A 21,866-nucleotide genomic window follows, 5' to 3' on the forward strand; every position below is an offset into this window, starting at 1 on the left:
CAGACCGCGCGGTAGCATGCGCGTTCACCCATGCAAACCGATAACACGCTCGTGAACAAAAGCGCATCGTCGACCGATTTCAGGCGAACGCGCGCAGAACGCCCTGCCCGTCGGTCCCGCCGAGTTCCGGCAGCGTCGCCCGCTCGGGGTGGGGCATCAACACGGCGACGTGCTCGTCCTCGCCACAGAGACCCGCCACCGCGCCCGTCGAACCGTTCGGGTTCGCCGCCGGCGTCAGGTTCCCATCCTCGTCACAGTAGCGAAAGAGGACCCGGCCCTCGTCGTCGAGTTCCGAGAGTCGTTCCTCGCCGATTTCGAAGCGTCCCTCGCCGTGGGCGATGGGCAGCGAGATGACCTCGCCCGCCTCGAACGCCTGTGTCCACGGCGTTTTCGAGTTTTCGACGCGGAGATGGGCGTGCTCGCACTGAAAGCGCGCGCTCGCGTTCGTGGTGAAGGCTCCCGGCGTCAGCCCCGCCTCGCAGCCGACCTGTGCACCGTTGCAGACCCCGAGCACCGGCACACCCTCGCGGGCGGCGGCGCGGACCTCCTCGACGATGGGTGCGCGCCCGGCCATCGCGCCAGCGCGGAGGTAGTCGCCGTAAGAGAACCCGCCGGGGAGGACGATGCCCGACGAGTCCTCGGGGAGTCCGTCCTCGTGCCACACCCGTTCGGCAGCGACGCCCACCTCGTGGAGTGCGCGAACGGCATCGCGGTCGCAGTTCGAGCCACCGAACTGAATCACTGCAACCGTCATCGGTTCTCGACCGCGACGTCGTGGTCGTGGATGGTCGGGTTGGCGAGCAGCCGTTCGGCCATCGAATCTGCGCGCTCTCTGGCGGCGGCTTCGCTCTCGGCGTCGAGGTCGATCTCGAAGCGGTCGGCCGCGCGGAGTTCGTCGAGTTCGAAGCCCAACCGGGAGAGCGCCTCGCGGGTGGTCTCGGCCTCGGGATCGAGCACGCCCCGCTTCAGCCGTACCGTGACGACGGCGGTGTAGGCGGTCATAGGTACTCACTGGTTCCGGTGGGCGAAAGCGCTTCGGAACTACTCCAAGGTACGTGCTGTTTCGACCGCGCCGTCGAGGTCGGGCGCATCGAACAGTTTCCGACCGATATAGGCGTTCGCGCCGGCGGTGTAGAGGTCGCTCGCGGTCGCGATGACGTCCTCGGCGAGTGGGTCGGGATCGGATTCACAGAGCGCGCGCCAGTCGGTCCCGTCGACGTTCTCGATCTCCTCTTTCGCCGCGGAGACGGCCCCAACCCATGCCGGCTGTGTGCGCTTGTGGTACTGCCTGAGCACTTCCTTCGATATCTCGTGGCCGTCGTACGAAAAGCGGTTCTCGTCGAAGGTTCCCACCACGTCCGCGACGCGGACCTCGCCGTCGTGGTAGAGACACTCGATCTTGCCGTCCTCGTGGGCCAATCCGGCATCGTCCGCGCGCTCGGTCACGACGCGGTTGACCTCGCGGGCGAGCGCTGCGAGTTCGTCGAGGGTTGCCCGGCCGGCTATCGCGTCGGTTTCCTCCCGCGCGAGATACCGGTCCTGTTCTTCGAACTTCGTCGAGAACTCGACGACCGGCTCCGGCAGTCGCACCGGCTCGTCGGGCCACTCGACGACATCGAGGCCCACCTCGTCTGGGTCGCGGCGCGAGCGCAGACTCGACCCTCTGGGCACCGCGTTCCGGAAGACGATTTCGAGCGGAATCAGGTAGTTGTCGCCCGCTTCGGCGTGGAAAGCCCCGTAGTCGTAGGTCCCATTTTCGACCGGGAGGTCGGGGACCTGTGCGAGGTCGATGGCCATCTCGCGCGGTGGCTCGTCCGTCTCGGCGAGGTCGACCACCGACCCGTCATCGACGACGCCGCGGTAGTGCGTCGAAATTCCTTCCGATTCGAGCAGCGAGAAGTTGTGTGCGCCCATCGCACAGAGGCTCCGTCCCTTCTCGGGGATGGTATCGGGCATACGGCCCCAGTCGAAGATCGAGTAGGCGTCGGTGAAGACGAACCGCCCGCGACCGAGGGCGTCGGCCGTGGCCGCTCGCTCGACGCTGAAGTCCTTGACGCTGGTCATGGGGTGGGGTCGGCGGCGGTGAACTAAGCGGTTGTCATCCCGCGAGCAAACATATAGGTCGCTCCGCCGCCAACCATGCAGCCACGACCGCTCCAGAACATGACCGAAACCACCTGTTCGAAATGTGAGTCCCGTGGCGAATCCCAGTGGCGCATCCGGCTCGAAAACGAATCCGCGGACGGCGACGACCGGGCGTCCTATCGGCTCTGTCGTGGCTGCTGGAACGAGCTGACCGCTCGGTTGGAGGGGACCAACCGATGAGCGAAGACCCCGACCCGCCGGGCGAGACGCCCGGCCCGACCCCGGCCGGAACGGACTGCGCGCTCTGTGGGACCGACCTCAGCCCGAGCGAGTACCCGAACTGTCGGGCCGTCCTCATCGACGAGAGCGGCCCCGGCGACGAGACCGAGACGATTCGGATGGTCTGTCCGGACTGCTTTGCCGACCTCGACGGCAAACTCTCGGACCCATCGCCGTCGGGACAATCGGTCTGACGACCACCGTGAGGTTTTAACGGGTTCGGCGAGGCGTCCATCCATGCAGCGCTCGCGTGGGGAGTTCGACTTCGAGTGCGTTCCCGAGACCGACCAGCCCTTCGAGAACGCCCTCCGGAAGACACGGGACGGAGAGCGGCTCGCGGTCGCCGACGGCATCGAACTCATCACCACCGGTACCGAGAGAGCGGGTATCGACCCCGAGCGCAAGGAGCGGGTGCTCGAAGTCGCCGACCGCCGCCGGGCGGAGATGGTCGGCGAGCGCGTCACCTTCGTTGCAAACCTCAACAACAACGTCACGACCGCCTGCAACACCGGCTGTCTGTTCTGTAATTTCAAGGACAGCTCACATCGGTTCCGGTCGGACGCCGAGGAGGCACATGGCGGATTCACCAAAACGCCCGCCGACTCGCGCGAAATCGTCAGCAAAGCCGCCGCACGCGGCATCTACGAGGTCACGTCGGTGTCGGGACTCCATCCCGCGTTCGCGCTCGACGACGAGCACCACGAGATGCTGTCGGGTTACGACGACGCCGCGAAGACGGTGAACTACCGTCCGCCGGCGGCCTACGACACCGACCCCGGCACGTATCTCGAACAGATGGACGCGATGAGCGTCAGGGATATTCACCTCCACTCGATGACGCCCGAGGAGACTTATCACGCCCGCCGCGGCACCGACTGGAGCTACGAGGACGTATATCGACGGCTCGCGGATGCGGGACTGGATTCGGTGCCCGGCACGGCGGCCGAAATCCTCGTCGACGAGGTCAGAGATGTGATCTGTCCCGGCAAGATCGACACCGACGGGTGGCTGACGGCGATGGAGGCCGCCGCCGCGGTGGGTTTGGACATGACCGCGACCATCATGTACGGCCACGTCGAGAACGCGGCCCACAGGATAAAGCACCTCCAGCGCGTACGCGAGTTACAGGACCGAACCGGGGCGATTACCGAGTTCGTGCCGCTCTCGTTCATCCATCCGAACACGCCGCTTGCCGAGCGCGGCATCGTCGAGGCGGGCGCGAGCGACGACGAGGACGAACTCATGATCGCCGTTTCCAGACTGTTTCTCGACAATATTTCGAATATTCAGTCGAGCTGGGTGAAATACGGTGACCAGCAGGGTCTGAAGATGCTCTCGTGTGGCGCAAACGACTTCATGGGCACCATCCTCTCGGAGGAAATCACGAAACGCGCGGGCGGGGAGTTCGGCGAGTACCGGAGCTTTGCGGAGTACGTCGAGATGATAGCGGCCATCGGGCGCACCCCCGCCGAGCGCTCGACCGACTACCGACAGATTCGGGACATCGATGCCGAGAACCCCGATGGACCGCGACTCGGGCCGCAGGCCGACGGCACGCCGCTGTTCGACGGGGCATCGAGAAATCGCGCGCACGCGGACGACTGAACGGCGAGGTTCGGGAGAGATTTTAATTGCACGGGCGGAGAACCGTTGTCGATGGCCGATTCCGCTCGCACTACTGTTCGAAATCGGTTGCGGCCCCGCTCCATCCTCATTTGGTTCGTCCTCGCCGCGTTCCTGTTTTGGTTTTACGACGAATCGATGGTGCAACTCGGTATGGCCATTGCGACCAGCACGATTCTCGGTCTCTCGGATGTTATTGCTGAGGTGTGCGACCTCCGTTCGGAAGTCCGAACGCTCGGTCTGGCGCTCGTGACGTTTCTCGGCGGTATCTCGCTGTTCGTGTTCGGCGGCAGTACCAGCGACTCGGGAGCGGCCGTCGCGTTCGTGCTGGCCGGCGGCTGGCTGGCGCTCGATGCCGGACAGGTTCTCCGTCACGAAGGACTCGAAGCAGCTGAGGACCACGACGACCGCGATGGCCACGACGTTTATCACGAATACCTCGTCAGACAGGTCGACAGCGAACTCCGCGAGCGCGGGCTGACTCGTCGGGAACTCGGGACCGAACTCGATGCCGACGACGCGGCCATCGACCACGCGCTCGACGTGCTCACAGAGCGCGGCTTGCTCTCGCGCAACGGGAGCGAACTCCGGGTGTCCTCGCCGCCACGACCGGGAGCACTCGAACGCGTCCACTCGGGCATCACTGCCCCGCTCGCGCGACTCGCCCGCCCGCTCACCATCGAATTCGAGGACGAGGCGAGCAGTGATGACGCCCGCTCTCAGTTGGACGAGACGACCGTTTCCGGCAGCTGCCGTGAGCACGAGCGCGAATCCGCCTGAGCCGGCGGCGATTGATTCAGGTCCGGCCGAGCACCGTCCGGTAGCGCTCGCCGGCCTCATCATCGTGGTCGATGGCACGCTCGATTGTGGACGATAGCCAACCGTCCTCGACGTAGTGGTCGTGGGTCGGCAAGCGCTCTTCGAGCGGAACGCCCGCATCGTCGGCAATCGACTCAAGTTCGCGCAGGGCTGGCCATGCGTAATCGGGATTGATGTGGTCGTCGGTGATGGGCGATACTCCCCCGAGGTCGTCCACACCACAGTCGAGCACCTCCCGAACGGGCGCGAGGTTCGGTGGGACCTGCACCGAGATTTCCTCGGGAAGCGCGTGACGGGCCATCGCCACCGCACGGCGCAGCGTCTCGATTTCGGGAACCGGGCCGCTCCAGCGCTCGTTTTCGGCCACCGGCTGGACGATGACCTCCTGGATGTGACCGTACTCCTCGTGCAGCGCACGGATGGCGAGCAGCGACTCGGCGCGGTCGTCCCAGTCCTCGCCGATGCCGACCAGAATTCCAGTCGTGAACGGAATCCCGACCTCGCCGGCCGCGCGGATGGTGTCGAGGCGCTGTTCGGGCCTCTTCTTCCGGGGACCGGCGTGGGCATCGACGTCGGCGGTGGTTTCGAGCATGACACCCATCGAGGCGTTCACATCGGCGAGGCGGTCCATCTCCCGATGCCGGAGGTCGCCGGGGTTGCTGTGAGGGAGTATTCCAACATCGAGGGCGAGTTCGCACATCGCATGGAGGTAGTCGTGAATCGAGTCGTGGCCCCAGTCGTCGAGCTGGTCATGGATTTCCGTATAGCGCGCATCCGGCGTGTCGCCAAAAGTAAAGAGTGCCTCCGTACAGCCGGCGTCCGCGCCGGTTTCGAGCACCGCCCGAACTGCCTCCCGACTCATCAGCGAGGCCTCGCCGGGCGGGTCGAAGTAGGTACAGTACGAACAGGTGTACCGACAGGCCGTCGTCAGCGGGACGAACACGTTGCGCGCGAAGGTCAGCGCCGGGGCAGGGTCGACGTCGTCGGGACCCACAGTGCAGAGTCGGTCGCGCTCGTCCGCGGCGACGTCGAGGGCGGCGATACCGGCCATGCAGAGAACTCGTGGCGGGCGGGCAAAAGACTGTCCTGAAAGCGGGTGTCGGGAGGGTGTGGAGGGGACGACACCACGACTGTGCGCGAGTCGGCTCGCGCGGATTGAAGTGGGATGTCACGCGACAAAACGGTTGCCCCAACTTCGACCCGATTCAGCCGTTCTCGTCGTGTTCGGTGCGCGTGACGCCGACACGACCGCCCTCGTGAGAAAGCCGAACCCCGGCTCGGTCGAGCCACGCACGCGCCCGTCCGTCGCCGTGGACGAGCACCTCGGCGAGGTCCGCGCGCTCGTCGATATCGGTCCCGAGCCGGAACGAATCGACAGTTTCGACGCTCGCGCCGATGCGGTGGGCGCGTTCGCGGTGGTCGCAATACGACGTGCCGTGATAGTCGACCCGAAAACCGGGATGGCGGGCGACGAACGCGTTCGTCCCGCCGCCGCGGCCGGGTGCGAGCACCACCTCACCCTCGGCGGCGAACAGTCCCGCAAGCGCGGCGGGCGTCGCGAGCGGGAGGTCGGCCATCACGACCGCGATGGGCGAGGTGGTTTCGACGATTGCGTTCACGGCCGCGGTCAGCGGGCGCTCGTTGACGGTGGTGGGGGCGTCGATATCGACCGGCGCGGTCGTGAGGAGTTCGGGGTCGTTGCCGGTCTCGCGGATGGCAGCGAGCACGTCGAGGAGCATCGCGCGAGCGAACGCGCGGCGCTCCGAGGGCGTCAGAAAGCCGTCGAGGCGCGTTTTCGGCTGCTCGGCCGCGAACGGGACGACGACGCGCATACGGACACTACGAGGCGAGCGCCAAATCCCCGGTGGTCGCCGTGCGCGCCCTACCGGACGCCGAGATACGACGCGAACGTCCTCAGGTCCGACTCGCTGCGCCCGAACGCGGTGATGTCGTTGTCCGCCACTGTGTTGTCGATTTCGAGCGAACGCGCTTGGTCCGGGCCGAAGGGGACGAACGGCACGGGACCGATGAGCGTCCCGCCGACTTTCGCCAGCGACGTCGGGACGTGAACGACCGAGACGGACTTCCCCTCGGCGCGATAGACCAGTTTCGTCACGTCTCCGAGCGTCAAAACGGCGGGTCCACCGATCTCGTAGATTTGGTCGACGTGTTCGTCGTCCTCGATGCTATCGACGAGCATCGGCGCGAAGTCGCCGACCCAGATGGGCTGAAATCGTACCGTGTTCGCGCCCGGCAGCCCCGTCACGTACGGCGTCGTGAGCATCTTGGTGAAGGAGGCGAACTCGTCGCCGTCGCCGAACACCACTGACGGTCGAAAGACCGTCCAATCGAGGTCGGAGTCCCTGACGACACCCTCGGCCTCGCCCTTCGCCCGGATGTACGCCGTCGGTCCCCGCGGGTCGGCCCCGAGCGCGCTCATCTGGACGAACCGCTCGACGTCGTGTTCTTCGGCCGCCCGGACGGCGTTTTCGGTGCCGCCGAGGTGGACCGCGAAGTGACGTTCCTCGCCACCGGAGGGCTGATAGAGCGCCGAGAGCGCGACGAGGTTCACCACAGCGTCCTGGCCCTCGAAGCTGTCCACGATGGAGTCGTAGGCCGTCACGTCGCCGACGGCGGTGGCGACGCTCTCCTCGAACACCGACGGGTCGGGGTCACGGGAGAGCGCCGTCACGTCGTGGCCGCGTCCGGCCAGTTCGTCACAGAGGTGTCGCCCGACGAAGCCGTCGCCACCGGTCACGAGGACATCCATATCTCGACTATCCGCGCTGGCGACCTAAAACTACCGTCACCGGAAGGCGAGACTTACCCGTCGGCGGGCGAACGACACGCATGCTCGTCACGATAGAGGGTATCGACGGCAGCGGCAAGACCACCGTCTGGGAGGCGCTCCGCGAGTCCCACGACGGCGTGTTCACCCGCGAGCCGACGGACTCGTGGTACGGCGAGGCGGTCGCGCGCTCGATCGAGGACCCGGAGGCCGACCCGCTCGCCGAGCTCTTCTTGTATACCGCAGACCACGCCGCCCACCTCGCTTCGACTGTGCGCCCCGCACTCGACGACGGCGAACTGGTCGTCTCCGACCGATATTCCGATTCACGCTACGCCTATCAGGGCGCGGCGCTCGACGGCGAAATAAAGCGACCGATGGAGTACGTTCGAGGAGTCCATCAGCCGTGGACGCGTCCACCGGACATGACTGTGTACCTCGACATCGACCCCGAGACCGGTGCGGCACGGAGCGGCGCGACCAACAAGTTCGAGCAGGCGGGCTATCTCGCCGCCGTCCAGTCGAACTACGAACAGCTCATCGAGTACGAACCCGAGCGGTTCGTCAGGGTCGACGCGAGCCAGTCGCCCGAGGACGTGCTCGCTACGGTCGAGTCAGCGCTCGACCGGCTGCTCGACTAGGACTGTTCGAGGCGCTCGGGCAGTTCGACCTCGGCGGGCGCGGGCATCCAGAAGTAATCGAAGGTAACCCCGAGCGCGAACGGCAGCGCGACCGCGACGGCGAGGACGGTGAGTGAACTCCCGAGGTCCGGACCGAGACCGAGCGGTCCGGTGAAAAACAAAGTCATGAGCAGCTGCACGGCGGGGACGAGCACGACCACGTAGAGCGCAATCCCCCAGCGGGTGGCGAGCCGAACGCGCAGGAAGCGCGTGGCGAGCGCGGCGACGGCGGCGTTGACGCCGACGACGACGAGCAGTCCCACGATGTCGGCGACCGAGACCATGCCCCACCTCCCATCCGCATGCCCTTCGGGATATCGAAAGCACGGCGAACGGAGCCAATCCCCCACCGCACTCGGTCGGGGTAACGTTATTGTGACCGCCGCTATAGGTTGACGTATGCGATTCGTTATCGTGGGTGCTGGTCGGGTGGGACTCAGGACGGCGCGGGTGCTCGCCGAGGAGGGCCACGAGGCGACCGTCATCGACAACGACCCCGCGCAGTTGGAGCGGCTCTGGAGCGAACGGCTCGAAATCGTCGAGGTCATCGAGGGCGACGGCAGCCGCGAAGAGGACCTGCTGGAGGCCGGCGTCGCCGAGGCCGATGCACTCGGCGCGCTCACCGGTGACCTCACGACGAACTTCGTCGCCTGCATGGTCGCAAAGGCACAGGGCTGTCGGACCGTGATGCGCGCCGACGACGACTACTATCAGGAGATATATCGGAAGTACGCCACCGAGGTCGACGAGGTGGTCTATCCCGAGCGCCTCGGCGCAATCGGCGCGAAGAACGCCCTCGTCGGCGGCTCGACCCGTGCCATCGCCGACATCGCCCAGCACCTCCAGCTCGTCGAGTTCACCGTCACCGAGTCCTCGCCGATGCGCGGCTACACCCTGAGCGAACTCGAACTCCCCAGTGGAGCCGAGCTGCTCGCCTTCGGCAAGGAAGGCGAGGCGGTCGACCTGCCGCGCGCCGACGACTCGCTCGAACGCGGCGACCGGCTGGTCGCACTCGCCGATTTCGACGTGCTCGCGGATGTGCGCCAGCTCGTCGTCGGAACAGTTTAGAGCGGCATCGGGCCGCGCTCGTCCTCGCCGTCGCCCTCGGTCCGGGCGTTCGCGATGAGGTCGGCGACGGGCGAGCGATAGGCATAGCCGGGAACGATGCCCTCGACGTACGTTCCCTCGGCGTACTCGATGAGCGCCTTGGCTGCCTCGGCCGCCCGCGTCGCGTCACCGAGTGTGGCCGTCCATTCGACGACCACCTTCCCGCCCCGGCGCTCGACGGTCGGGTCGGGAACCTCGATGTCCGCGCGCGTCGCTCCTTCGGCGTCCGCAAGGCGGAGCGAGAGCGTTTCGAACCAGCCGTCCTCGACCACTTCGTCGACCGGTTCCTCGACGGCGGCGTCGAGCGTCGGCATCGTCACTGACACTCGATACTCGTCGCCATCGACGACGACCCGGCCGTCGAACGGGGTGGTCGTGAGCGCGTACTCGCCGTCGTCCGTTTCGTAGGCATCGTGGGTTGCGAACGCGTCGGTCATGGCTGCGTTCGGGTGCTCGCGGGCAAAAGCGCATCGTCAGCGGTCGTCGAGGATCGAAAGAACGGCGCTCGCCACGGCCTCGAAGTCGCTCATCGTCAATCCATCAGTCGTGACGAAGACACCGTCGCGGTCGGTGGTGATGCGCAGGAGATAGCCGTTCTCGAAGACGCGAATGGTGTGGCGATAGCCGCCGAGTTCCGAACTTCGATAGGCGTTTCTGGTGTTCTTGAAGTCGTGCCACTCGTGGCCGATGAAGCTCATCACGTCCGCATCCCGTTCTAAATCCTCGCGGAGATAGAGCTGGTCGTAGTCGGTGCGTGTGAAATAGGTCACCGAGCGGAGGCGGTCGCCGGTCGCGGTGCGGGCGGCCGTGACGAGCTGGTCGGCGACGTCGCCGGCGAGGAGGTCCGAGTCCATCGTGTGAGCGGTCATGGGGAATCGTGATAAATACGTCGTTCGGCGGCTCGCCACGGCGAGTGCGAGGGATGCGATTTGAACGCACGAACTCCTGAGAGAGCGGGTCTTAAGCCCGCCGCCTTTGGCCAGACTCGGCCACCCTCGCGCAGTTCACCGTTCGCCCGCGCGCGAAAACCCGTTTCGATTCACCAATCGACCGAGAGCGTCCCGTCGCCTGTCGGGTCGGGGGCGAGTTCCTCGTTCGTTCGGCGGTCGACGACGTGAATCACGCCCCGGTCCTTTTTCGCCGGGCAGACCTCGGCGGCTTCGAGGTTGGAATCGAGTTCGTCCTCGGTGATGAAGTACGATTCGGGTTCGGCGATGCCGCTCAAAATGTTCATCGACCAGTTGTCCGAAACCTCGGCGCATTTGCCCGCCGCGATGCACTTGTTCGCCTCGAAGATGATCTTGTAGGGCTTTTCCGAGACTGGTGGTGCGTCGCGCTCGCCGATAGCACTCGGGTCGACGGGTTCGTCGGGCATGGGGGGAGAAGGAACTCCGCGAGGTTTCGTCTGTCGGTTCTACTCGTGGACCTCGACCGACTCCAGAACGACGTCTTCCTGTGGCTGGTCGTTCGCGTCGGTCGGCACGGAGCCGATTTCCTCGACGACGTCCATGCCCTCGACCACCTGTCCGAAGACCGCGTGGCGGTCGTCGAGGTGGGGCTGGGCGTCGAGCGTGATGAAGAACTGCGAGCCGTTCGTGTCGGGACCGGAGTTGGCCATCGAGAGCGTCCCCGCCGAGTCGTGACGGAGCTCGTCGTGGAACTCGTCGTCGAACTGGTAGCCCGGTCCGCCCCGCCCGGATTCGTCGGGGTCGCCGCCCTGAATCATGAACCCCTCGATGACGCGATGGAAGGCCACGTCGTCGTACAGCGGTTCTTCCACCGTGTCACCGTCGTCCTCCCATTCCTGTTCGCCGGTCGCCAGCCCGACGAAGTTGTCAACTGTGCGTGGCGCGCGCTCGTCGTACAGTTCGACCTCGATATCGCCGCGATTGGTGTGCAGCGTCGCGTCTGTCATACTCACGCGACGACGGCCCGATGGAAAACCCTGCCGGCTCAGAAGTTTCGGAGGTCATCGAGCACCGTTTCGGCGCTGCCGTCGACGATGACCTCGCGGGCCATCGAAAGTCCCTCGTCGAGCGTCTCGCAGTCCTCGCGGGCGTAGATTCTGAGTGCGCCGTTGAGTGCGATGGCATCGGCGAACCGGCCCTCGCGCTCGCCCGCGAGCACGTCCTCGGTGATCGCCGCTGAATCCGTAGCGACGGTGTCGACGGCGAGGTCCTCTTCCGCGAAATCCATGCCGTATTCGGCAGTTTTGATCTCGAAGTCGTCGAGGTCACCGTTCTCACCCACCGCGACCGTCGTCGAACCCGGTCGAATATCGTCGTAGCCCTCCATTCCTTGAAACATCACCACTCGTGGCACGTCGTAGCGCTCGCTGGCGTCGAACGTGTCGATGATGCGCTTGGCGTAGGGCAGGTGGTAGAAACTTCCCAGATGCACGTCGGCATCGGCGGGGTTGGCGAGCGTCTCAATGGTGTTGACGAACGTTCGCACGCCCATCATGTCTCGGCGGTCTTCGAGGGCCGTGACGCCGGGATTGAACCGGGGCTGGTAGTAGAAACCGAAACCGGTCTCGTCGGTCATGGCGGCACTTTCGGGGGAGCTGAGGTCAGTGCGTACGCCCAGTTCGTCGAGGACGTGCTTGTAGGCGTCCTGTTTCTGGGTGGGCACGCGGTCGCCGGAGTGCGCCACGACGGGAGTTCCGGCCGCGGCGGCGACGATGCCCGCGCCGACCCCCAACAGGGCGGAGCGGCCTTTCCCGTCGTAGTTCGCCCCGCAGTCGACGGGGTCGCAGTCCGGTGGGGCGAATTCGACTGATTGGTCGGCCATCAGGTCGATATAGGCGGCCAGTTCGTCGGGCGTGTTGCGCTTCCAGCGGTTGGCGAGCCAGAACGCGCCCAGCGTCGTGGGGTCCGGCTCGTCGTCGAGGATGCGCTCGAAGGCGTCGGTAGCCTGCGTGCGCGTCATGTCGTCGGCGGATTTGTGTCCCGAGCCGACGACCTCGGTCATGAGCCGCTTGAGCGGCCACTCGCCGTATTTCTCAGTGGATTGGGCCATAGCGTCGGATTGGGCCGGCCGGCGCAAAAGACTCTCGTTCACGCCCGTGGAGATTCGAGCGTTACGGCCAGTCGGGGTCGATGCCGACGAGCGCGGCGCTGACGTTCCAGAGGTGCTCGCGCAGCCGTGCGTCGTGGACGCGTGGGTCGGGGTGGGCCGGTTCGCGGCCCTCGAAGTACGTGCCGGTCGTATCGGACGCGACGGCGAGGCGAACGAGACCGTCGGCGGCCTCGGCGACCGACGTGCCGACGACCGGCAGGCGTGCGGCGAGAGCGGTAAAGAGCCGAACGGGTAGCGAGCCGTCCCGGTAGAGACCGCTGCCGGGCACGAACCCCGGATGGACGGCGTTCACAGGGATATCGTCGAGGCGTGCGGCGAGTTCGGTAGTGAAAAGCAGGTTCGCCAGTTTCGAGCGCGCGTAGGCCGCGAGCGCGTCGTAGTTCGATTCGAGCCGCAGGTCCGCGAGATCGACCCCGCCACGCCGGTGAACGGTCGAAGAGGTGTTCACGATGCGGGCGTCGGGAGTCTCCACGAGCACGTCGAGCAGGTCGTGGGTGAGCAGGTACGGCGCGAGGTGGTTGACCGCGAGGGTCAGTTCGTGACCGTCGGCGGTGAGTCGGCGGGCGTCCGCCGAACAGGCGGCGTTGTTCACGAGCACGTCGAGGCGGTCGTAGCGGTCCCGAAACTCGTCGGCGAGTGCGCGGACGGTCGCCATCGCCGCGAAATCGGCGCGGAAGAACTGTGCGCTGCCGCCCGCCCGTTCGATGTCGCGGACGGTTTCTTCGCCGCGCTCGCGCGAGCGCCCGGTCACGACGACGTGTGCACCGAACTCCCCGAGCCGGCGGGCCGTTGCGCGCCCGATGCCGCCCGTCGCGCCGGTGACGAGCGCGACCTGTCCATCCATGTCCGCGGCGTCGTTCATGTCGACCGAGCGCGTCCAGCGGGCATAACGGCGGTGGAATCGACAGACCGTAGTTCGCCCACACCGAAGGACGGGCAATGAGTTCGCTGGCCGAGGACTGGCGGGCCGACTTCGATGCGGTCGATGCGCGATTGATAGACGACTACCAGAGCGGATTTCCGGTCGAGAAGCGACCGTTCCGCGCGGTCGGCGCGGAGCTTGGCATCGATGAGGACGAGGCACTCGCCCGCGTCGAGGCACTGTGCGAGCGCGGTATCTTCCGCCGGTTCGGTGCGGTGCTCAACCCGCCCGTCATCGGCTCGTCGACGCTCGCGGCAGTGCAGGCTCCCGAGGAGCGCTTCGGGGAGGTCGCCGACATCGTCAACGACCACCGTCAAGTGAACCACAACTACCGGCGCGACCACGACTGGAACATGTGGTTCGTCATCACCGCCGGCTCGCGCGAGACGCGGGACGCCATCCTCGCCGACATCGAGGAGCGCACCGGGTGTCCTGTCCTGAATCTCCCGATGCTGACCGATTTCTACATCGACCTCGAATTCCCGGTCGTGAACGCCGACCGCTTCGCCCGCGAGTCGAGCGGTGGGGGCGAGGACGTGGACGCGACCGCCATCAGCGAATCGGCGACTGGCGACCTCTCGGCGCTCGACGCGCGGCTCCTGCTGGCCATTCAGGACGGGTTTCCGCTGACGGCGACCCCCTACCGCGACATCGCCGCGGACCTCGACGAGCCGGTCGAGGGCGTGCTCGACGGGGTTCGCCGGTTGCGCGAGGCGGGCTGTATCAAGCGCATCGGCTGTATCGTCAACCACGTCGTCACGGGCTTCGACGCCAACTGCATGGTCGTCTGGGACGTTCCCGACGAGGACCTCGACGCCCGCGGGACCGAAGTCGGGGCGCTGCCGTACGTGACGCTTTGCTACCATCGCCCGCGCCGGCCCGCACAGGGGTGGCCGTACGACCTCTTCACGATGATTCACGGCCGCGACGCCGAAACGGTCGATGAGAAAATCGACGAACTCACCGCCGAACACCTCCCCTACGACCACGAGCGGCTCTACTCGACTGAGACGCTGAAACAGACCGGTGCGCGCTACGACGAACTGCTCGGCAGTTGAAGCGAACCCAGCCGGAGACGACGCCGAACCGTCGCCACCAGCGGACGTTCGTTGCTAGCGGTCGGCGGTCGTGAACAGCAGCGGTGCGACCAGCAACAGCCCCATCCCCAGATAGAGGTAGTGACCGGGACCGCCGAGACCCGGCACAATCGCGAACAGCAGGCCGAAGGTCATCGTCTGGAGGGCAAGTACCTTCCCGGAGCGCTGGGTGAGCGCGGCGAGCATCGCGAGCACGAACACGACCAACAGCACCTGCCCGACGTTGTATTGAAGCAGGAACCGATCAAGTACCTGCAGCGGGAGCGGAAACATTCTCGTCGTGGCATGGGTCGGTCCCAGCTTTCAAGGTTACGACCCGTCGCTGCGCGCGCCGAAATCCAGCGGACGAATCCAACGATACCAGATGAACAGCGCCATCCCCAGATAGCCGACCCCCCAGACGACCATCCCGACCGTCTCGAAACCCAGCGCCGAGAGGGCGTAGTCCGCGCCGCCGGGGAGCACGACGCCGCCGGCGAGCACGACGGCGAACAGCAGCCGCTCGTCGACGTTCACGGGCAGCCCACCCGACGGTTTCGCCGTCGCAAACGGTTCATGCCCTCGTTCGGGTCTCGAAACGCCTCAATCGCACGGTTCCGGTGTGTCGGACGAGCGGTGCAGTTGCGGCCGGTTCGCGCCGGAACGATGGGAAACGACCGGCAACGGTGGTCGTGATTCAATAGCCGGTCGCCGTGGGGATACGTACGGGCAGTCCGCGCGGGCCGCCCGCCGACAGCCACCATGATAGCCACCGACACTCCGACCGACCGTGCCAACCCCGATGTCGGGGACGTCATCTACGAGACCCGAACCCACGAACGCTACGCCGTCGTCGTGGCCACCGACCCGGCGGGCGTGACCCTGCGCCGAAACGGCGGCGAGCAGTTCGTCCCGCACGCGATGTTCGCGCCGTGGAACGACTCGTCACTACGGGTGGAGCCGGCACGCACCGAGACCGAGTCGACGACGCGCCGGACGGAATCGGCGAGCCACGAACGGCGGTTCGTGCCCGCCGGAGCGGTTCGCTGTCGTCACCCCTGAGCGGTCGTGGCACTCGCCCGCAATTCACACAAAGCTTATGCTCTCCAAGCGTGAATTAGTTACTGGAGCGCGGCGCGCTCCACGTGACAGCGGGGTCCGTTGCGTGGCATCACCTGTAACATTCCCTGCTGTCTTTTTCAATGATTTACTGACGAGCAACAGCGGTGATGATGGGACAAAAAGCAGCCGAAAAACGAGTGGGCCAACGCGGATTTGAACCGCGGACCTCCCGGTTATCAGCCGAGCGCTCAACCTAACTGAGCTATTGGCCCGACACTCGCCGTTGCTCCCTTCGGTTTGTAAGCGTTTCTCTTCGCGGCCTCACTCCCGACTCGTGTCGCCATCGGGGTCGTGGACCTCGTAGCTGCCGGCGTCCACGTCATAGGTCTCGCTGTCGGGGAAGCCACCGCTGTAGGCGACGCCGCTGGCGATACCGCCCATCTTCCGGTCGAGATAGGGAACGACGAGCCAGCGCTTGAGCGCCTTCCGGACGGGCCAGCGCGTCACCGGCACGACGAGCACCAGCCCGACGAGGTCGGTCACGAACCCCGGCGTGAGCAGGAACGCGCCCGCAGCGATGAGCAGTCCGCCGTCGAGCAGTTCGTCGCCCGGAAGCGAACCGCGCTCGATCTGCTCTTTGATCTTCCAGGCGGTATGGCGGCCCTCGGCGCGCACGAGCAGCATTCCGATGAGCGCCGTGAGGACGACCAGCGCCACGGCCCCGACAAAACCGAGCGGCGTCTGCGTCGCCACGGCGACGAGTACCACCATGTCGAACAGCGGAATCAGAAGGAGTAATCCGAGTATCCGGAGCAGCATGGCTCGTCTACCGGCCGCGCACGCAAAACCCTTTCCGACACACCACGCGACCGCGCCACCCGACGATTGCTAGCGGTCGTGACACCGTGCGATGAACTGCCGATGAGTTTATTGTGGTGGAATGGGACAGGGAGACAATGGCTGACCTCAGCGACCTCGGTCTCTCCGAATACGAGGCGCGCGTCTATCGGGCACTGCTCGACACCGGCCCGACGACCGCGAAGGAACTATCGCGCGCCAGCGGCGTGCCGATGGGTCGCATCTACGACGTGCTCGCGAGTATCGAGACCCATAGTTTGATACGGTCACAGGACGCCTCCCGTCCGAAGAAATACGTCGCGGTCGAGCCGGAGACGGCGCTGTCGCGACTGCTCGCGGACCGGCGGCGCGAACTCGAAGCCAGAGCCGACCAGTACGAAGAGGTCGTCGAGGAGTTGGTGAGCGAACTCGACGCCACCCAGCAGACCGACGAGCGGTTCTGGACGGCGGCGGTCGGTCCCGAGGAGACCATCGACCTGCTCGAAGAGCGCATCGCGGCCGCCGACGAGAGCGTGGTGATGGTCGCGGCGGCGCTATCGGCCCAGTTCGACACGGATGCGGTCGGCAACCGCGTCGCCGAGCGGCTGAACGCGGCCATCGAGCGCGGCGTCGACGTGTCGCTGTTGATGCGGCCCGAGCTCGTTTCGGCACTCCCCGAAACCGTCGGCGAGCGCTACGTGAGTACGCTCTCGCCGCACGAACACTTCAGCACGCGGACGAGCGATGCCGTCGAGCAGACCTTCACCGTCATCGACGGCGTCGAGACCTGCATCGAGGTTCCCCACCCGCTCGACGATACCCAGCTGTTCGCGATGATAGACGTCAAGGACCGCGCGTTCGCCGGCGAAATCACTCGCGAGTTCGAACCGCGTTGGGAAGGGGCGAAGCCGCTCGAACTGGGTTAGTCGTCGGCCGGAGCCTGACCGTCGAGTTCGGCCCGAAGCTGGCCCACGGTCGCGACTCGCTCGGCGTGGGCGTTGTGTTGGTGTATCGACCCGTCAGTTGCATCTTTTTGCGTCGCTCGCGGTGCTCGCTCGCAAAAATCTGCACCAAAAATTCAGCGGTCGAGTTCGGCGCGAACCTGACCGACCGTTGCGACCCGCTCGGCGTGGGCGTTGTGTTGGTGTATCGACTCGTCGTTCGATTGTTTCATCGTCACCACCGCGTCGTCCGCGAGATCGGGGAACTCCCGCACGACGCCTTCGGCCATGTCGCGCACGCAGTCCTCGACGAACTTCGCGTTCGCGTGGGCGTGTTCGGTCATGTAGTCCTCGTCGGGGCGTTTGGCGAGATTGTAGATACGGGCACTCATCGCGTCGCGCGCCACGCCGATGAGGTCATTGAGGTCGACCTCGGGCGCGCCGTCGCTCTTCACCCGGAGGGTGGCGTGTCCGCGCTGTGAGTGGCCGGCCTGTGGCACCTCTTCGAGGAATCTCTCGGTGGTGTCCTCGTCGACGCCCAACTCCGAGAGCGTCTCGCGGGCGCGGGAGTTCGACATGCCCTGCGAGCACGGACAGACCGTCATCCCCGTGACACGGGTGCCGATCTCCTCGGTCGTCCCCTCCTCGGTCGCGCAGGCGCTGGCGATGATGGTCGCCGTCCCTTGGGTTTCCTTCTCGCTCGCCGGTGTCTGCTCGCGCATGACGTACTCGGCCTCCATCTCGACGGTGGCCTCGGAGGTGTACTCGTGTTTGTCGAGCAGGCGCTCGGCGGCGTCGCCACAGACGTCCTCCACACGATACGCGGGTTCGGCGACGGCCGTTTCGAGGGTCTCGTCGATGACCTCCATGTTCCGGCTCATGTCCGCGCCCTTGCGCCACGATGGCAGGTCGACGAACACCTCGAAGTCGGCCATCAGGACGATGGGGCGTTTTTCCTCCCGACCGAGTTTGACGAGTTTCTCGACGCCGGTGACGCCGACGTGATTGAGTCCCACGGTCACGTCAGGCTTGGCGGCCTGTACGTCCGGCAGCTGCTGGCTCATTCGATTGTTCGTTGCTGCTGCTACCCGTTACACCTTGCGAAAGTCCACAGTATTGCGCCCCTCCGTCCCCCCCGGTTCAATCGAGTTTGTCGAGCGCGCTGAAAAACTCCAATGGGGGGCCGGCGACGTGCGTCGGTTCGTCGGCCACGCTCACCGTGACCGTCGCGGACGCGGCGAGCGAAGCGCGATTGCGGCCGTCGGCGACCACCGCCGCATCGTCGGCGACCGTGACCGAGACCTCGCTGTCCCGGCCGACGACCAGCGGCGGCATCGGGTCGCTCGCGGCCATGTCCGTCACCACGAGGGCTGGCACGTCGGGATGGACCAGCGGGCCGCCCTCGCTTAGATTGTACGCCGTGCTCCCGGTCTGGGTGGCGACGAGCACGCCGTCGGCGTGGCTGTCGAGATACTCGCTGCCGTCGATTTCGACCGTGAAGTCGGCCCCGCGACCGGGACCGCGTTTTCCCATCACGACCATCTCGTTGAGCGCGGGCGGCAGCGAGACGTCCTCGCCGGTGACGCGGAGTCGGGGCACGGTGCGGGTCCGTGGTTCGCCCTCGCGCTCGATGTGGTCGAGTTCGCGCGTGAGTTCGGCGAGTGCGTCGTCGGGCGAGGTCGCGTTCAGGAAGCCGACCTCGCCGAGATTCACCCCCATGATGGGCGTCGTGCCGACCTCGCGGGCGGTGAACAGGAAGGTACCGTCGCCGCCGATGGAGACGACGAGCGTGCAGTCGCTCATTGCCTCGACGGGGTTGCCATCGACCGCGAGCGCGTCGGCGGTCGCCTCGTCGAGCAACACCTCGATACCGGACTCGTGGAGATGCTCGCGGACGTCGCCGGCGAGCGCGGCCGCCTGTTCGCTGCCTCGCCGAGCGACGATACCGACCCTCATCGCCCGGCGTTCGACCCCCGCGAGCAAAAGGCGCGTGGTCCGCCCGCGCCGCGGGCGGCGGGTGCGGTGCGGCGGTGGTGCGGTTCCTGGCGGATGAAGGGCGAGGCGCGCTGGTGTGAGCGTAGCGAACACCGCGAACGGAGTGAGTGCGCCGAGGGCTTCGGCGGTGCTGTGCGGAGTGTCAGCATCCGCACGAGCGAAGCGAGTGCGGTTCGCCGTGAACGAGGCCGAAGGCCGAGTGAGCGGGACGTTTTTAGCGTAGCTTTTTGCAAGTGGGGGTCGCCTGCGGCGACCCTCCGCAGTAAAAAGGTACAGGTGCACGGGCACGGTGGGATTCGAACCACGGTCGTTCCGCTCGCTGCGCTCGCTTCACTCCCTGATTCGAACCCCCTGCGTGCCGGTTCGCTCCCTGCGGTCGCTGTACGGGCACGGTGGGATTCGAACCCACGGCCGTCGGATTAGAAGTCCGACGCTCTATCCGGGCTGAGCTACGTGCCCTCAAGAGGGGCTGAGAGCGAGCGGTTCAAAAGCGATTGGGTCCGGTGCGGAGCGTTTAACAGCGATTCCGTCTTTGACTCATCAATGAGCGTCATCGGTATCGTCGGCCTGCCCGGCAGCGGCAAGAGCGAGGCCGCCGCCGTCGCCCGCGAAGCAGGGATTCCGGTCGTGACGATGGGCGACGTCATCAGGGAGGCCTGCCACGAGCGCGGTCTCGACCCCGCCGAACATCACGGTCGCGTGGCGCAGGCACTCCGCGAGGAGAGTGGCCCCGGAGCCATCGCCGAGCGCTCGCTGCCGGTCATCGAGCGCGAACTCGACGACTCGCCCACGGTGCTCGTCGATGGCATCCGCTCGGGCGTCGAGGCCGAACGCTTCGCGGAGGCCTTCGGCGAGGCGTTCACGCTCGTCGCCATCGAGGCTCCCTTCGAGGTGCGCGCCGAGCGCGTCGATGCGCGGGGCCGGGACGCCGCGAGCGCCGACGGCGGCGAGAGCCTCGAAGCCCGCGACGAGCGCGAACTCGGCTTCGGGATGGATGCGGCCATCGAGCGCGCCGACAGGCGCATCGAGAACACCGACTCGCTCGCGGACTTTCACGAGCGCATCCGAACGCTGCTCGCGGAGGCAGGGGCATGATGTACCGCATCGACGTCGAAGTCACTGCACCGGTCAACGACACCGAGGTCACCGAACGGGTCGTGACTGCTGTCGAAAACCTGGTTCCGGGAGCGGACATCGAGCGCGCGCCCGGCGAGGTGCGTGCCGAAACCCACAGTCTGGACCACTTCTCCGAGTTACTCCATCGACAGGAAATCCTCGACAGCGCCCGCAGCGAGTTCTTCGACGGCCGCCGGGGCGATGTCGTGAGCGTCGCACTGAAAAAACAGGCCGCCTTCGAGGGCGTCGTCAACTTCGCGGTGGGCGAGCCGGACGAACTCGGCGACATCAGTTTGCGAATTCGTGTCCACGAACCGAGCGTCGAAGAGTACATCGACCACGTCGCGCCACCGACCGAGGACGGAACACCCGTTACTGACCGCCCGTAGATGTCTCGTCGAACCCGCTGACGAAGATCGCCAGCCACTCGCTCGTGTCGCGCTGGCGGCTCACTTCGATTTTATCTATCCACTTCACCCACTGGAACCCGCGCCGGCCGGGCGCGACCAGCCTGAGTGGGAAGCCATGCCCATGCGAGAGCCGCTCGCCGTCGATGCGGGTCGCTAGCAGCGCGTCGCGGGCCTCCTCGATGGGCAGGCTCCAGCGATAGCCCGTCACCGACCGGAAGGACACCCACTGGGCGTCGGGAGCGGGTTCGACCGTATCGAGGAGGTCGCCCACCCGCAGGCCGCGCCAGTCGTGGGTCGAATACCAGCCGCTCGTGCAGTCGAGGGTGGTGCGTCCCTCGCTGTCGGGGTCGAGGTCCTCAGTGGAAAGCGTGCGCTCGCGTTCGACCGCGCCGCCCACCCGGAGTTGCCAGTCGTCGGGGTCGATGGGGTCTGGGTCGTCGGCCACCCAACTCGTCACCGGAAAGGCGTTTCCCGCGTCCGTTCCTTCCTCCGTCGAACCGGTGAATCGCTGGTCGCTGGCGAGTCCGAACACTCGATTGGCCTCGCGCTGGAAGCGCCACACGAGCGCACCGAAGCCGACGACGGCGAGCGACGAGAGCGCCGTCCGCCGGCCCGCGAAGTCGTTCGTGGTCGGGAGGCGAACGCGGCCGCGCAGGTGGACAACGAGCACAGGAATAACGAGCACGCCGAGGGCCATGTGGACGAACAGCAGCAACCACGGGCCGACCACGAACGTGCCGCCCGAAGTCCAGACGAGACCGGTGGCGAGCGCCGCGAGCGCGAGGGTGGTCAACAGAATCGAGACCAGCGTTCCCCGATTCCACGCCGCCCGATTGGTCACTCGCGGGCGCACGCGCCGGAGCTTCCAGAAGAGGAGGACGACGAGCGCCAGCCCGCCCATCCCGTGGAGGACGAACACGACCGCATCGCCGGGCTGGCCCGAGACGAGGGTCAGCATGCCGGTGGCGACTGCGAACCCCACAGTAATGAGGATCGACCAGTCGACCAGCCGCGGCGGGAGTTCGAGACGCGAGTGCGCCATTCGCGC

General features: G+C 66.3%; 30 protein-coding genes and 3 tRNA genes. 11 read left to right on the forward strand and 22 right to left on the reverse strand.

Annotated elements, in window-relative coordinates; genetic code table 11:
- Positions 1 to 79 precede the first annotated feature (79 nt).
- From purQ to ACQUQO_RS08150, 3 genes are read right to left on the reverse strand one after another with little or no spacing between them, the layout of a single operon-like run.
- Positions 80 to 754, reverse strand: a complete 675-nt coding sequence (gene purQ / locus ACQUQO_RS08140) for a phosphoribosylformylglycinamidine synthase I (protein WP_435077484.1) — start codon at positions 752 to 754, stop codon at positions 80 to 82.
- A complete protein-coding gene (purS, locus tag ACQUQO_RS08145) occupies positions 751 to 1,002 on the reverse strand; it encodes a phosphoribosylformylglycinamidine synthase subunit PurS (protein WP_435077485.1) in 252 nt (83 codons plus the stop codon). The genes purQ and purS overlap by 4 nt, the downstream gene beginning before the upstream one ends.
- Before the next feature lie 39 nt (positions 1,003 to 1,041).
- A complete protein-coding gene (locus ACQUQO_RS08150; protein ID WP_435077486.1) occupies positions 1,042 to 2,064 on the reverse strand; it encodes a phosphoribosylaminoimidazolesuccinocarboxamide synthase in 1,023 nt (340 codons plus the stop codon).
- Between the two features lie 75 nt (positions 2,065 to 2,139).
- Between ACQUQO_RS08150 and ACQUQO_RS08155 the strand changes: the two genes are divergently transcribed.
- Genes ACQUQO_RS08155 through ACQUQO_RS08170 form a run of 4 tightly spaced genes read left to right on the forward strand, consistent with a single transcriptional unit; the run spans position 2,140 to position 4,767 of the window.
- A complete protein-coding gene (locus ACQUQO_RS08155; protein WP_435077487.1) occupies positions 2,140 to 2,325 on the forward strand; it encodes a hypothetical protein in 186 nt (61 codons plus the stop codon).
- Positions 2,322 to 2,558 carry a hypothetical protein gene (locus ACQUQO_RS08160; protein WP_435077488.1) on the forward strand — a complete coding sequence of 79 codons (237 nt, stop codon included), beginning with the start codon at positions 2,322 to 2,324 and terminating at the stop codon, positions 2,556 to 2,558. Before ACQUQO_RS08155 ends, ACQUQO_RS08160 begins: the two co-directional genes overlap by 4 nt.
- Positions 2,559 to 2,601: 43 nt before the next feature.
- On the forward strand, positions 2,602 to 3,969 hold the full coding sequence (gene cofH, locus ACQUQO_RS08165; RefSeq protein WP_435077489.1) for a 7,8-didemethyl-8-hydroxy-5-deazariboflavin synthase subunit CofH: 1,368 nt from the start codon (positions 2,602 to 2,604) through the stop codon (positions 3,967 to 3,969).
- A 51-nt stretch (positions 3,970 to 4,020) separates the two neighbouring features.
- Positions 4,021 to 4,767 carry an MFS transporter gene (locus ACQUQO_RS08170; RefSeq protein ID WP_435077490.1) on the forward strand — a complete coding sequence of 249 codons (747 nt, stop codon included), beginning with the start codon at positions 4,021 to 4,023 and terminating at the stop codon, positions 4,765 to 4,767.
- 16 nt (positions 4,768 to 4,783) lie between these two features.
- On the opposite strand, the gene cofG is transcribed toward ACQUQO_RS08170, so the two are convergent.
- From cofG to ACQUQO_RS08185, 3 genes are all read right to left on the reverse strand, one after another.
- Complete coding sequence (gene cofG / locus ACQUQO_RS08175) at positions 4,784 to 5,857, reverse strand: 7,8-didemethyl-8-hydroxy-5-deazariboflavin synthase subunit CofG (protein WP_435077491.1); 1,074 nt, start codon at positions 5,855 to 5,857, stop codon at positions 4,784 to 4,786.
- A 154-nt stretch (positions 5,858 to 6,011) separates the two neighbouring features.
- Entirely contained in the window at positions 6,012 to 6,638 is a 627-nt protein-coding gene (cofC, locus tag ACQUQO_RS08180; protein WP_435077492.1) for a 2-phospho-L-lactate guanylyltransferase, read from the reverse strand.
- Positions 6,639 to 6,688: 50 nt separating this feature from the next.
- A complete protein-coding gene (locus tag ACQUQO_RS08185; RefSeq protein WP_435077493.1) occupies positions 6,689 to 7,576 on the reverse strand; it encodes a complex I NDUFA9 subunit family protein in 888 nt (295 codons plus the stop codon).
- A gap of 80 nt (positions 7,577 to 7,656) precedes the next feature.
- On the opposite strand from ACQUQO_RS08185, the gene tmk reads away from it, so the two are divergent.
- Complete coding sequence (gene tmk, locus ACQUQO_RS08190) at positions 7,657 to 8,235, forward strand: dTMP kinase (protein WP_435077494.1); 579 nt, start codon at positions 7,657 to 7,659, stop codon at positions 8,233 to 8,235.
- Here tmk and ACQUQO_RS08195 read toward each other — a convergent pair.
- Complete coding sequence (locus ACQUQO_RS08195) at positions 8,232 to 8,558, reverse strand: hypothetical protein (RefSeq protein WP_435077495.1); 327 nt, start codon at positions 8,556 to 8,558, stop codon at positions 8,232 to 8,234. The two genes, tmk and ACQUQO_RS08195, sit on opposite strands and share 4 nt — an antisense overlap.
- Positions 8,559 to 8,673: 115 nt before the next feature.
- Between ACQUQO_RS08195 and ACQUQO_RS08200 the strand changes: the two genes are divergently transcribed.
- Positions 8,674 to 9,342: a potassium channel family protein gene (locus ACQUQO_RS08200; protein WP_435077496.1), complete on the forward strand. Its 669-nt coding sequence runs from the start codon at positions 8,674 to 8,676 to the stop codon at positions 9,340 to 9,342.
- On the opposite strand, the gene ACQUQO_RS08205 is transcribed toward ACQUQO_RS08200, so the two are convergent.
- The 7 genes from ACQUQO_RS08205 to ACQUQO_RS08235 all read right to left on the reverse strand — a co-directional run bounded on the left by ACQUQO_RS08205 (position 9,339) and on the right by ACQUQO_RS08235 (position 13,321).
- Positions 9,339 to 9,818, reverse strand: a complete 480-nt coding sequence (locus tag ACQUQO_RS08205; RefSeq protein WP_435077497.1) for a DUF5813 family protein — start codon at positions 9,816 to 9,818, stop codon at positions 9,339 to 9,341. The two genes, ACQUQO_RS08200 and ACQUQO_RS08205, sit on opposite strands and share 4 nt — an antisense overlap.
- 36 nt (positions 9,819 to 9,854) lie before the next feature.
- Positions 9,855 to 10,235: a DUF7522 family protein gene (locus ACQUQO_RS08210; protein ID WP_435077498.1), complete on the reverse strand. Its 381-nt coding sequence runs from the start codon at positions 10,233 to 10,235 to the stop codon at positions 9,855 to 9,857.
- Positions 10,236 to 10,295: 60 nt separating this feature from the next.
- Positions 10,296 to 10,380: transfer RNA gene (locus ACQUQO_RS08215), tRNA-Leu, on the reverse strand.
- Between the two features lie 40 nt (positions 10,381 to 10,420).
- Positions 10,421 to 10,756 (reverse strand): ferredoxin, encoded by a 336-nt coding sequence (locus ACQUQO_RS08220; protein ID WP_435077499.1) that lies wholly within the window; start codon positions 10,754 to 10,756, stop codon positions 10,421 to 10,423.
- Between the two features lie 39 nt (positions 10,757 to 10,795).
- On the reverse strand, positions 10,796 to 11,296 hold the full coding sequence (locus ACQUQO_RS08225; RefSeq protein ID WP_435077500.1) for a peptidylprolyl isomerase: 501 nt from the start codon (positions 11,294 to 11,296) through the stop codon (positions 10,796 to 10,798).
- A gap of 38 nt (positions 11,297 to 11,334) precedes the next feature.
- A complete protein-coding gene (locus ACQUQO_RS08230; RefSeq protein ID WP_435077501.1) occupies positions 11,335 to 12,399 on the reverse strand; it encodes an anthranilate phosphoribosyltransferase in 1,065 nt (354 codons plus the stop codon).
- Positions 12,400 to 12,460: 61 nt separating this feature from the next.
- A complete protein-coding gene (locus tag ACQUQO_RS08235) occupies positions 12,461 to 13,321 on the reverse strand; it encodes an SDR family NAD(P)-dependent oxidoreductase (protein ID WP_435077502.1) in 861 nt (286 codons plus the stop codon).
- A gap of 77 nt (positions 13,322 to 13,398) precedes the next feature.
- On the opposite strand from ACQUQO_RS08235, the gene ahbB reads away from it, so the two are divergent.
- A complete protein-coding gene (ahbB, locus tag ACQUQO_RS08240) occupies positions 13,399 to 14,439 on the forward strand; it encodes a siroheme decarboxylase subunit beta (RefSeq protein WP_435077503.1) in 1,041 nt (346 codons plus the stop codon).
- A 54-nt stretch (positions 14,440 to 14,493) separates the two neighbouring features.
- Here ahbB and ACQUQO_RS08245 read toward each other — a convergent pair whose 3' ends face one another.
- Both ACQUQO_RS08245 and ACQUQO_RS08250 read right to left on the reverse strand, forming a co-directional pair.
- On the reverse strand, positions 14,494 to 14,751 hold the full coding sequence (locus tag ACQUQO_RS08245; protein WP_435077504.1) for a hypothetical protein: 258 nt from the start codon (positions 14,749 to 14,751) through the stop codon (positions 14,494 to 14,496).
- Between the two features lie 36 nt (positions 14,752 to 14,787).
- Positions 14,788 to 14,994: a hypothetical protein gene (locus ACQUQO_RS08250; RefSeq protein WP_435077505.1), complete on the reverse strand. Its 207-nt coding sequence runs from the start codon at positions 14,992 to 14,994 to the stop codon at positions 14,788 to 14,790.
- 225 nt (positions 14,995 to 15,219) lie between these two features.
- Between ACQUQO_RS08250 and ACQUQO_RS08255 the strand changes: the two genes are divergently transcribed.
- Positions 15,220 to 15,519 (forward strand): hypothetical protein, encoded by a 300-nt coding sequence (locus tag ACQUQO_RS08255; protein ID WP_435077506.1) that lies wholly within the window; start codon positions 15,220 to 15,222, stop codon positions 15,517 to 15,519.
- A gap of 198 nt (positions 15,520 to 15,717) precedes the next feature.
- Here the strand turns inward: ACQUQO_RS08255 and ACQUQO_RS08260 are convergent.
- Together ACQUQO_RS08260 and ACQUQO_RS08265 are read right to left on the reverse strand one after the other, a co-directional pair.
- A tRNA-Ile gene (locus tag ACQUQO_RS08260) sits at positions 15,718 to 15,791 on the reverse strand.
- A gap of 49 nt (positions 15,792 to 15,840) precedes the next feature.
- Positions 15,841 to 16,338 carry an FxsA family protein gene (locus ACQUQO_RS08265; RefSeq protein WP_435077507.1) on the reverse strand — a complete coding sequence of 166 codons (498 nt, stop codon included), beginning with the start codon at positions 16,336 to 16,338 and terminating at the stop codon, positions 15,841 to 15,843.
- A gap of 137 nt (positions 16,339 to 16,475) precedes the next feature.
- Here ACQUQO_RS08265 and ACQUQO_RS08270 point away from each other — a divergent pair, with 137 nt between their 5' ends.
- Entirely contained in the window at positions 16,476 to 17,282 is an 807-nt protein-coding gene (locus tag ACQUQO_RS08270; protein ID WP_435077508.1) for a TrmB family transcriptional regulator, read from the forward strand.
- 152 nt (positions 17,283 to 17,434) lie between these two features.
- On the opposite strand, the gene mptA is transcribed toward ACQUQO_RS08270, so the two are convergent.
- The 3 genes from mptA to ACQUQO_RS08285 form a co-directional block, all read right to left on the reverse strand.
- Complete coding sequence (gene mptA, locus ACQUQO_RS08275) at positions 17,435 to 18,361, reverse strand: GTP cyclohydrolase MptA (protein WP_435077509.1); 927 nt, start codon at positions 18,359 to 18,361, stop codon at positions 17,435 to 17,437.
- A 76-nt stretch (positions 18,362 to 18,437) separates the two neighbouring features.
- Complete coding sequence (locus tag ACQUQO_RS08280) at positions 18,438 to 19,253, reverse strand: NAD(+)/NADH kinase (protein WP_435077510.1); 816 nt, start codon at positions 19,251 to 19,253, stop codon at positions 18,438 to 18,440.
- Between the two features lie 423 nt (positions 19,254 to 19,676).
- A tRNA-Arg gene (locus ACQUQO_RS08285) sits at positions 19,677 to 19,751 on the reverse strand.
- 84 nt (positions 19,752 to 19,835) lie between these two features.
- Here ACQUQO_RS08285 and ACQUQO_RS08290 point away from each other — a divergent pair.
- Together ACQUQO_RS08290 and ACQUQO_RS08295 are read left to right on the forward strand one after the other, a co-directional pair.
- Positions 19,836 to 20,387 carry an AAA family ATPase gene (locus tag ACQUQO_RS08290; RefSeq protein WP_435077511.1) on the forward strand — a complete coding sequence of 184 codons (552 nt, stop codon included), beginning with the start codon at positions 19,836 to 19,838 and terminating at the stop codon, positions 20,385 to 20,387.
- A complete protein-coding gene (locus ACQUQO_RS08295) occupies positions 20,387 to 20,797 on the forward strand; it encodes an RNA-binding domain-containing protein (protein WP_435077512.1) in 411 nt (136 codons plus the stop codon). Before ACQUQO_RS08290 ends, ACQUQO_RS08295 begins: the two co-directional genes overlap by 1 nt.
- Here ACQUQO_RS08295 and ACQUQO_RS08300 read toward each other — a convergent pair.
- The gene (locus ACQUQO_RS08300; RefSeq protein WP_435077513.1) at positions 20,781 to 21,860 is read right to left on the reverse strand and encodes a molybdopterin-dependent oxidoreductase; all 1,080 of its coding nucleotides are present in this window, start codon (positions 21,858 to 21,860) and stop codon (positions 20,781 to 20,783) included. The two genes, ACQUQO_RS08295 and ACQUQO_RS08300, sit on opposite strands and share 17 nt — an antisense overlap.
- Between the last annotated feature and the right edge of the window lie 6 nt (positions 21,861 to 21,866).

This window comes from Halococcus sp. AFM35, assembly GCF_051195015.1.
Lineage (GTDB): Archaea > Halobacteriota > Halobacteria > Halobacteriales > Halococcaceae > Halococcus.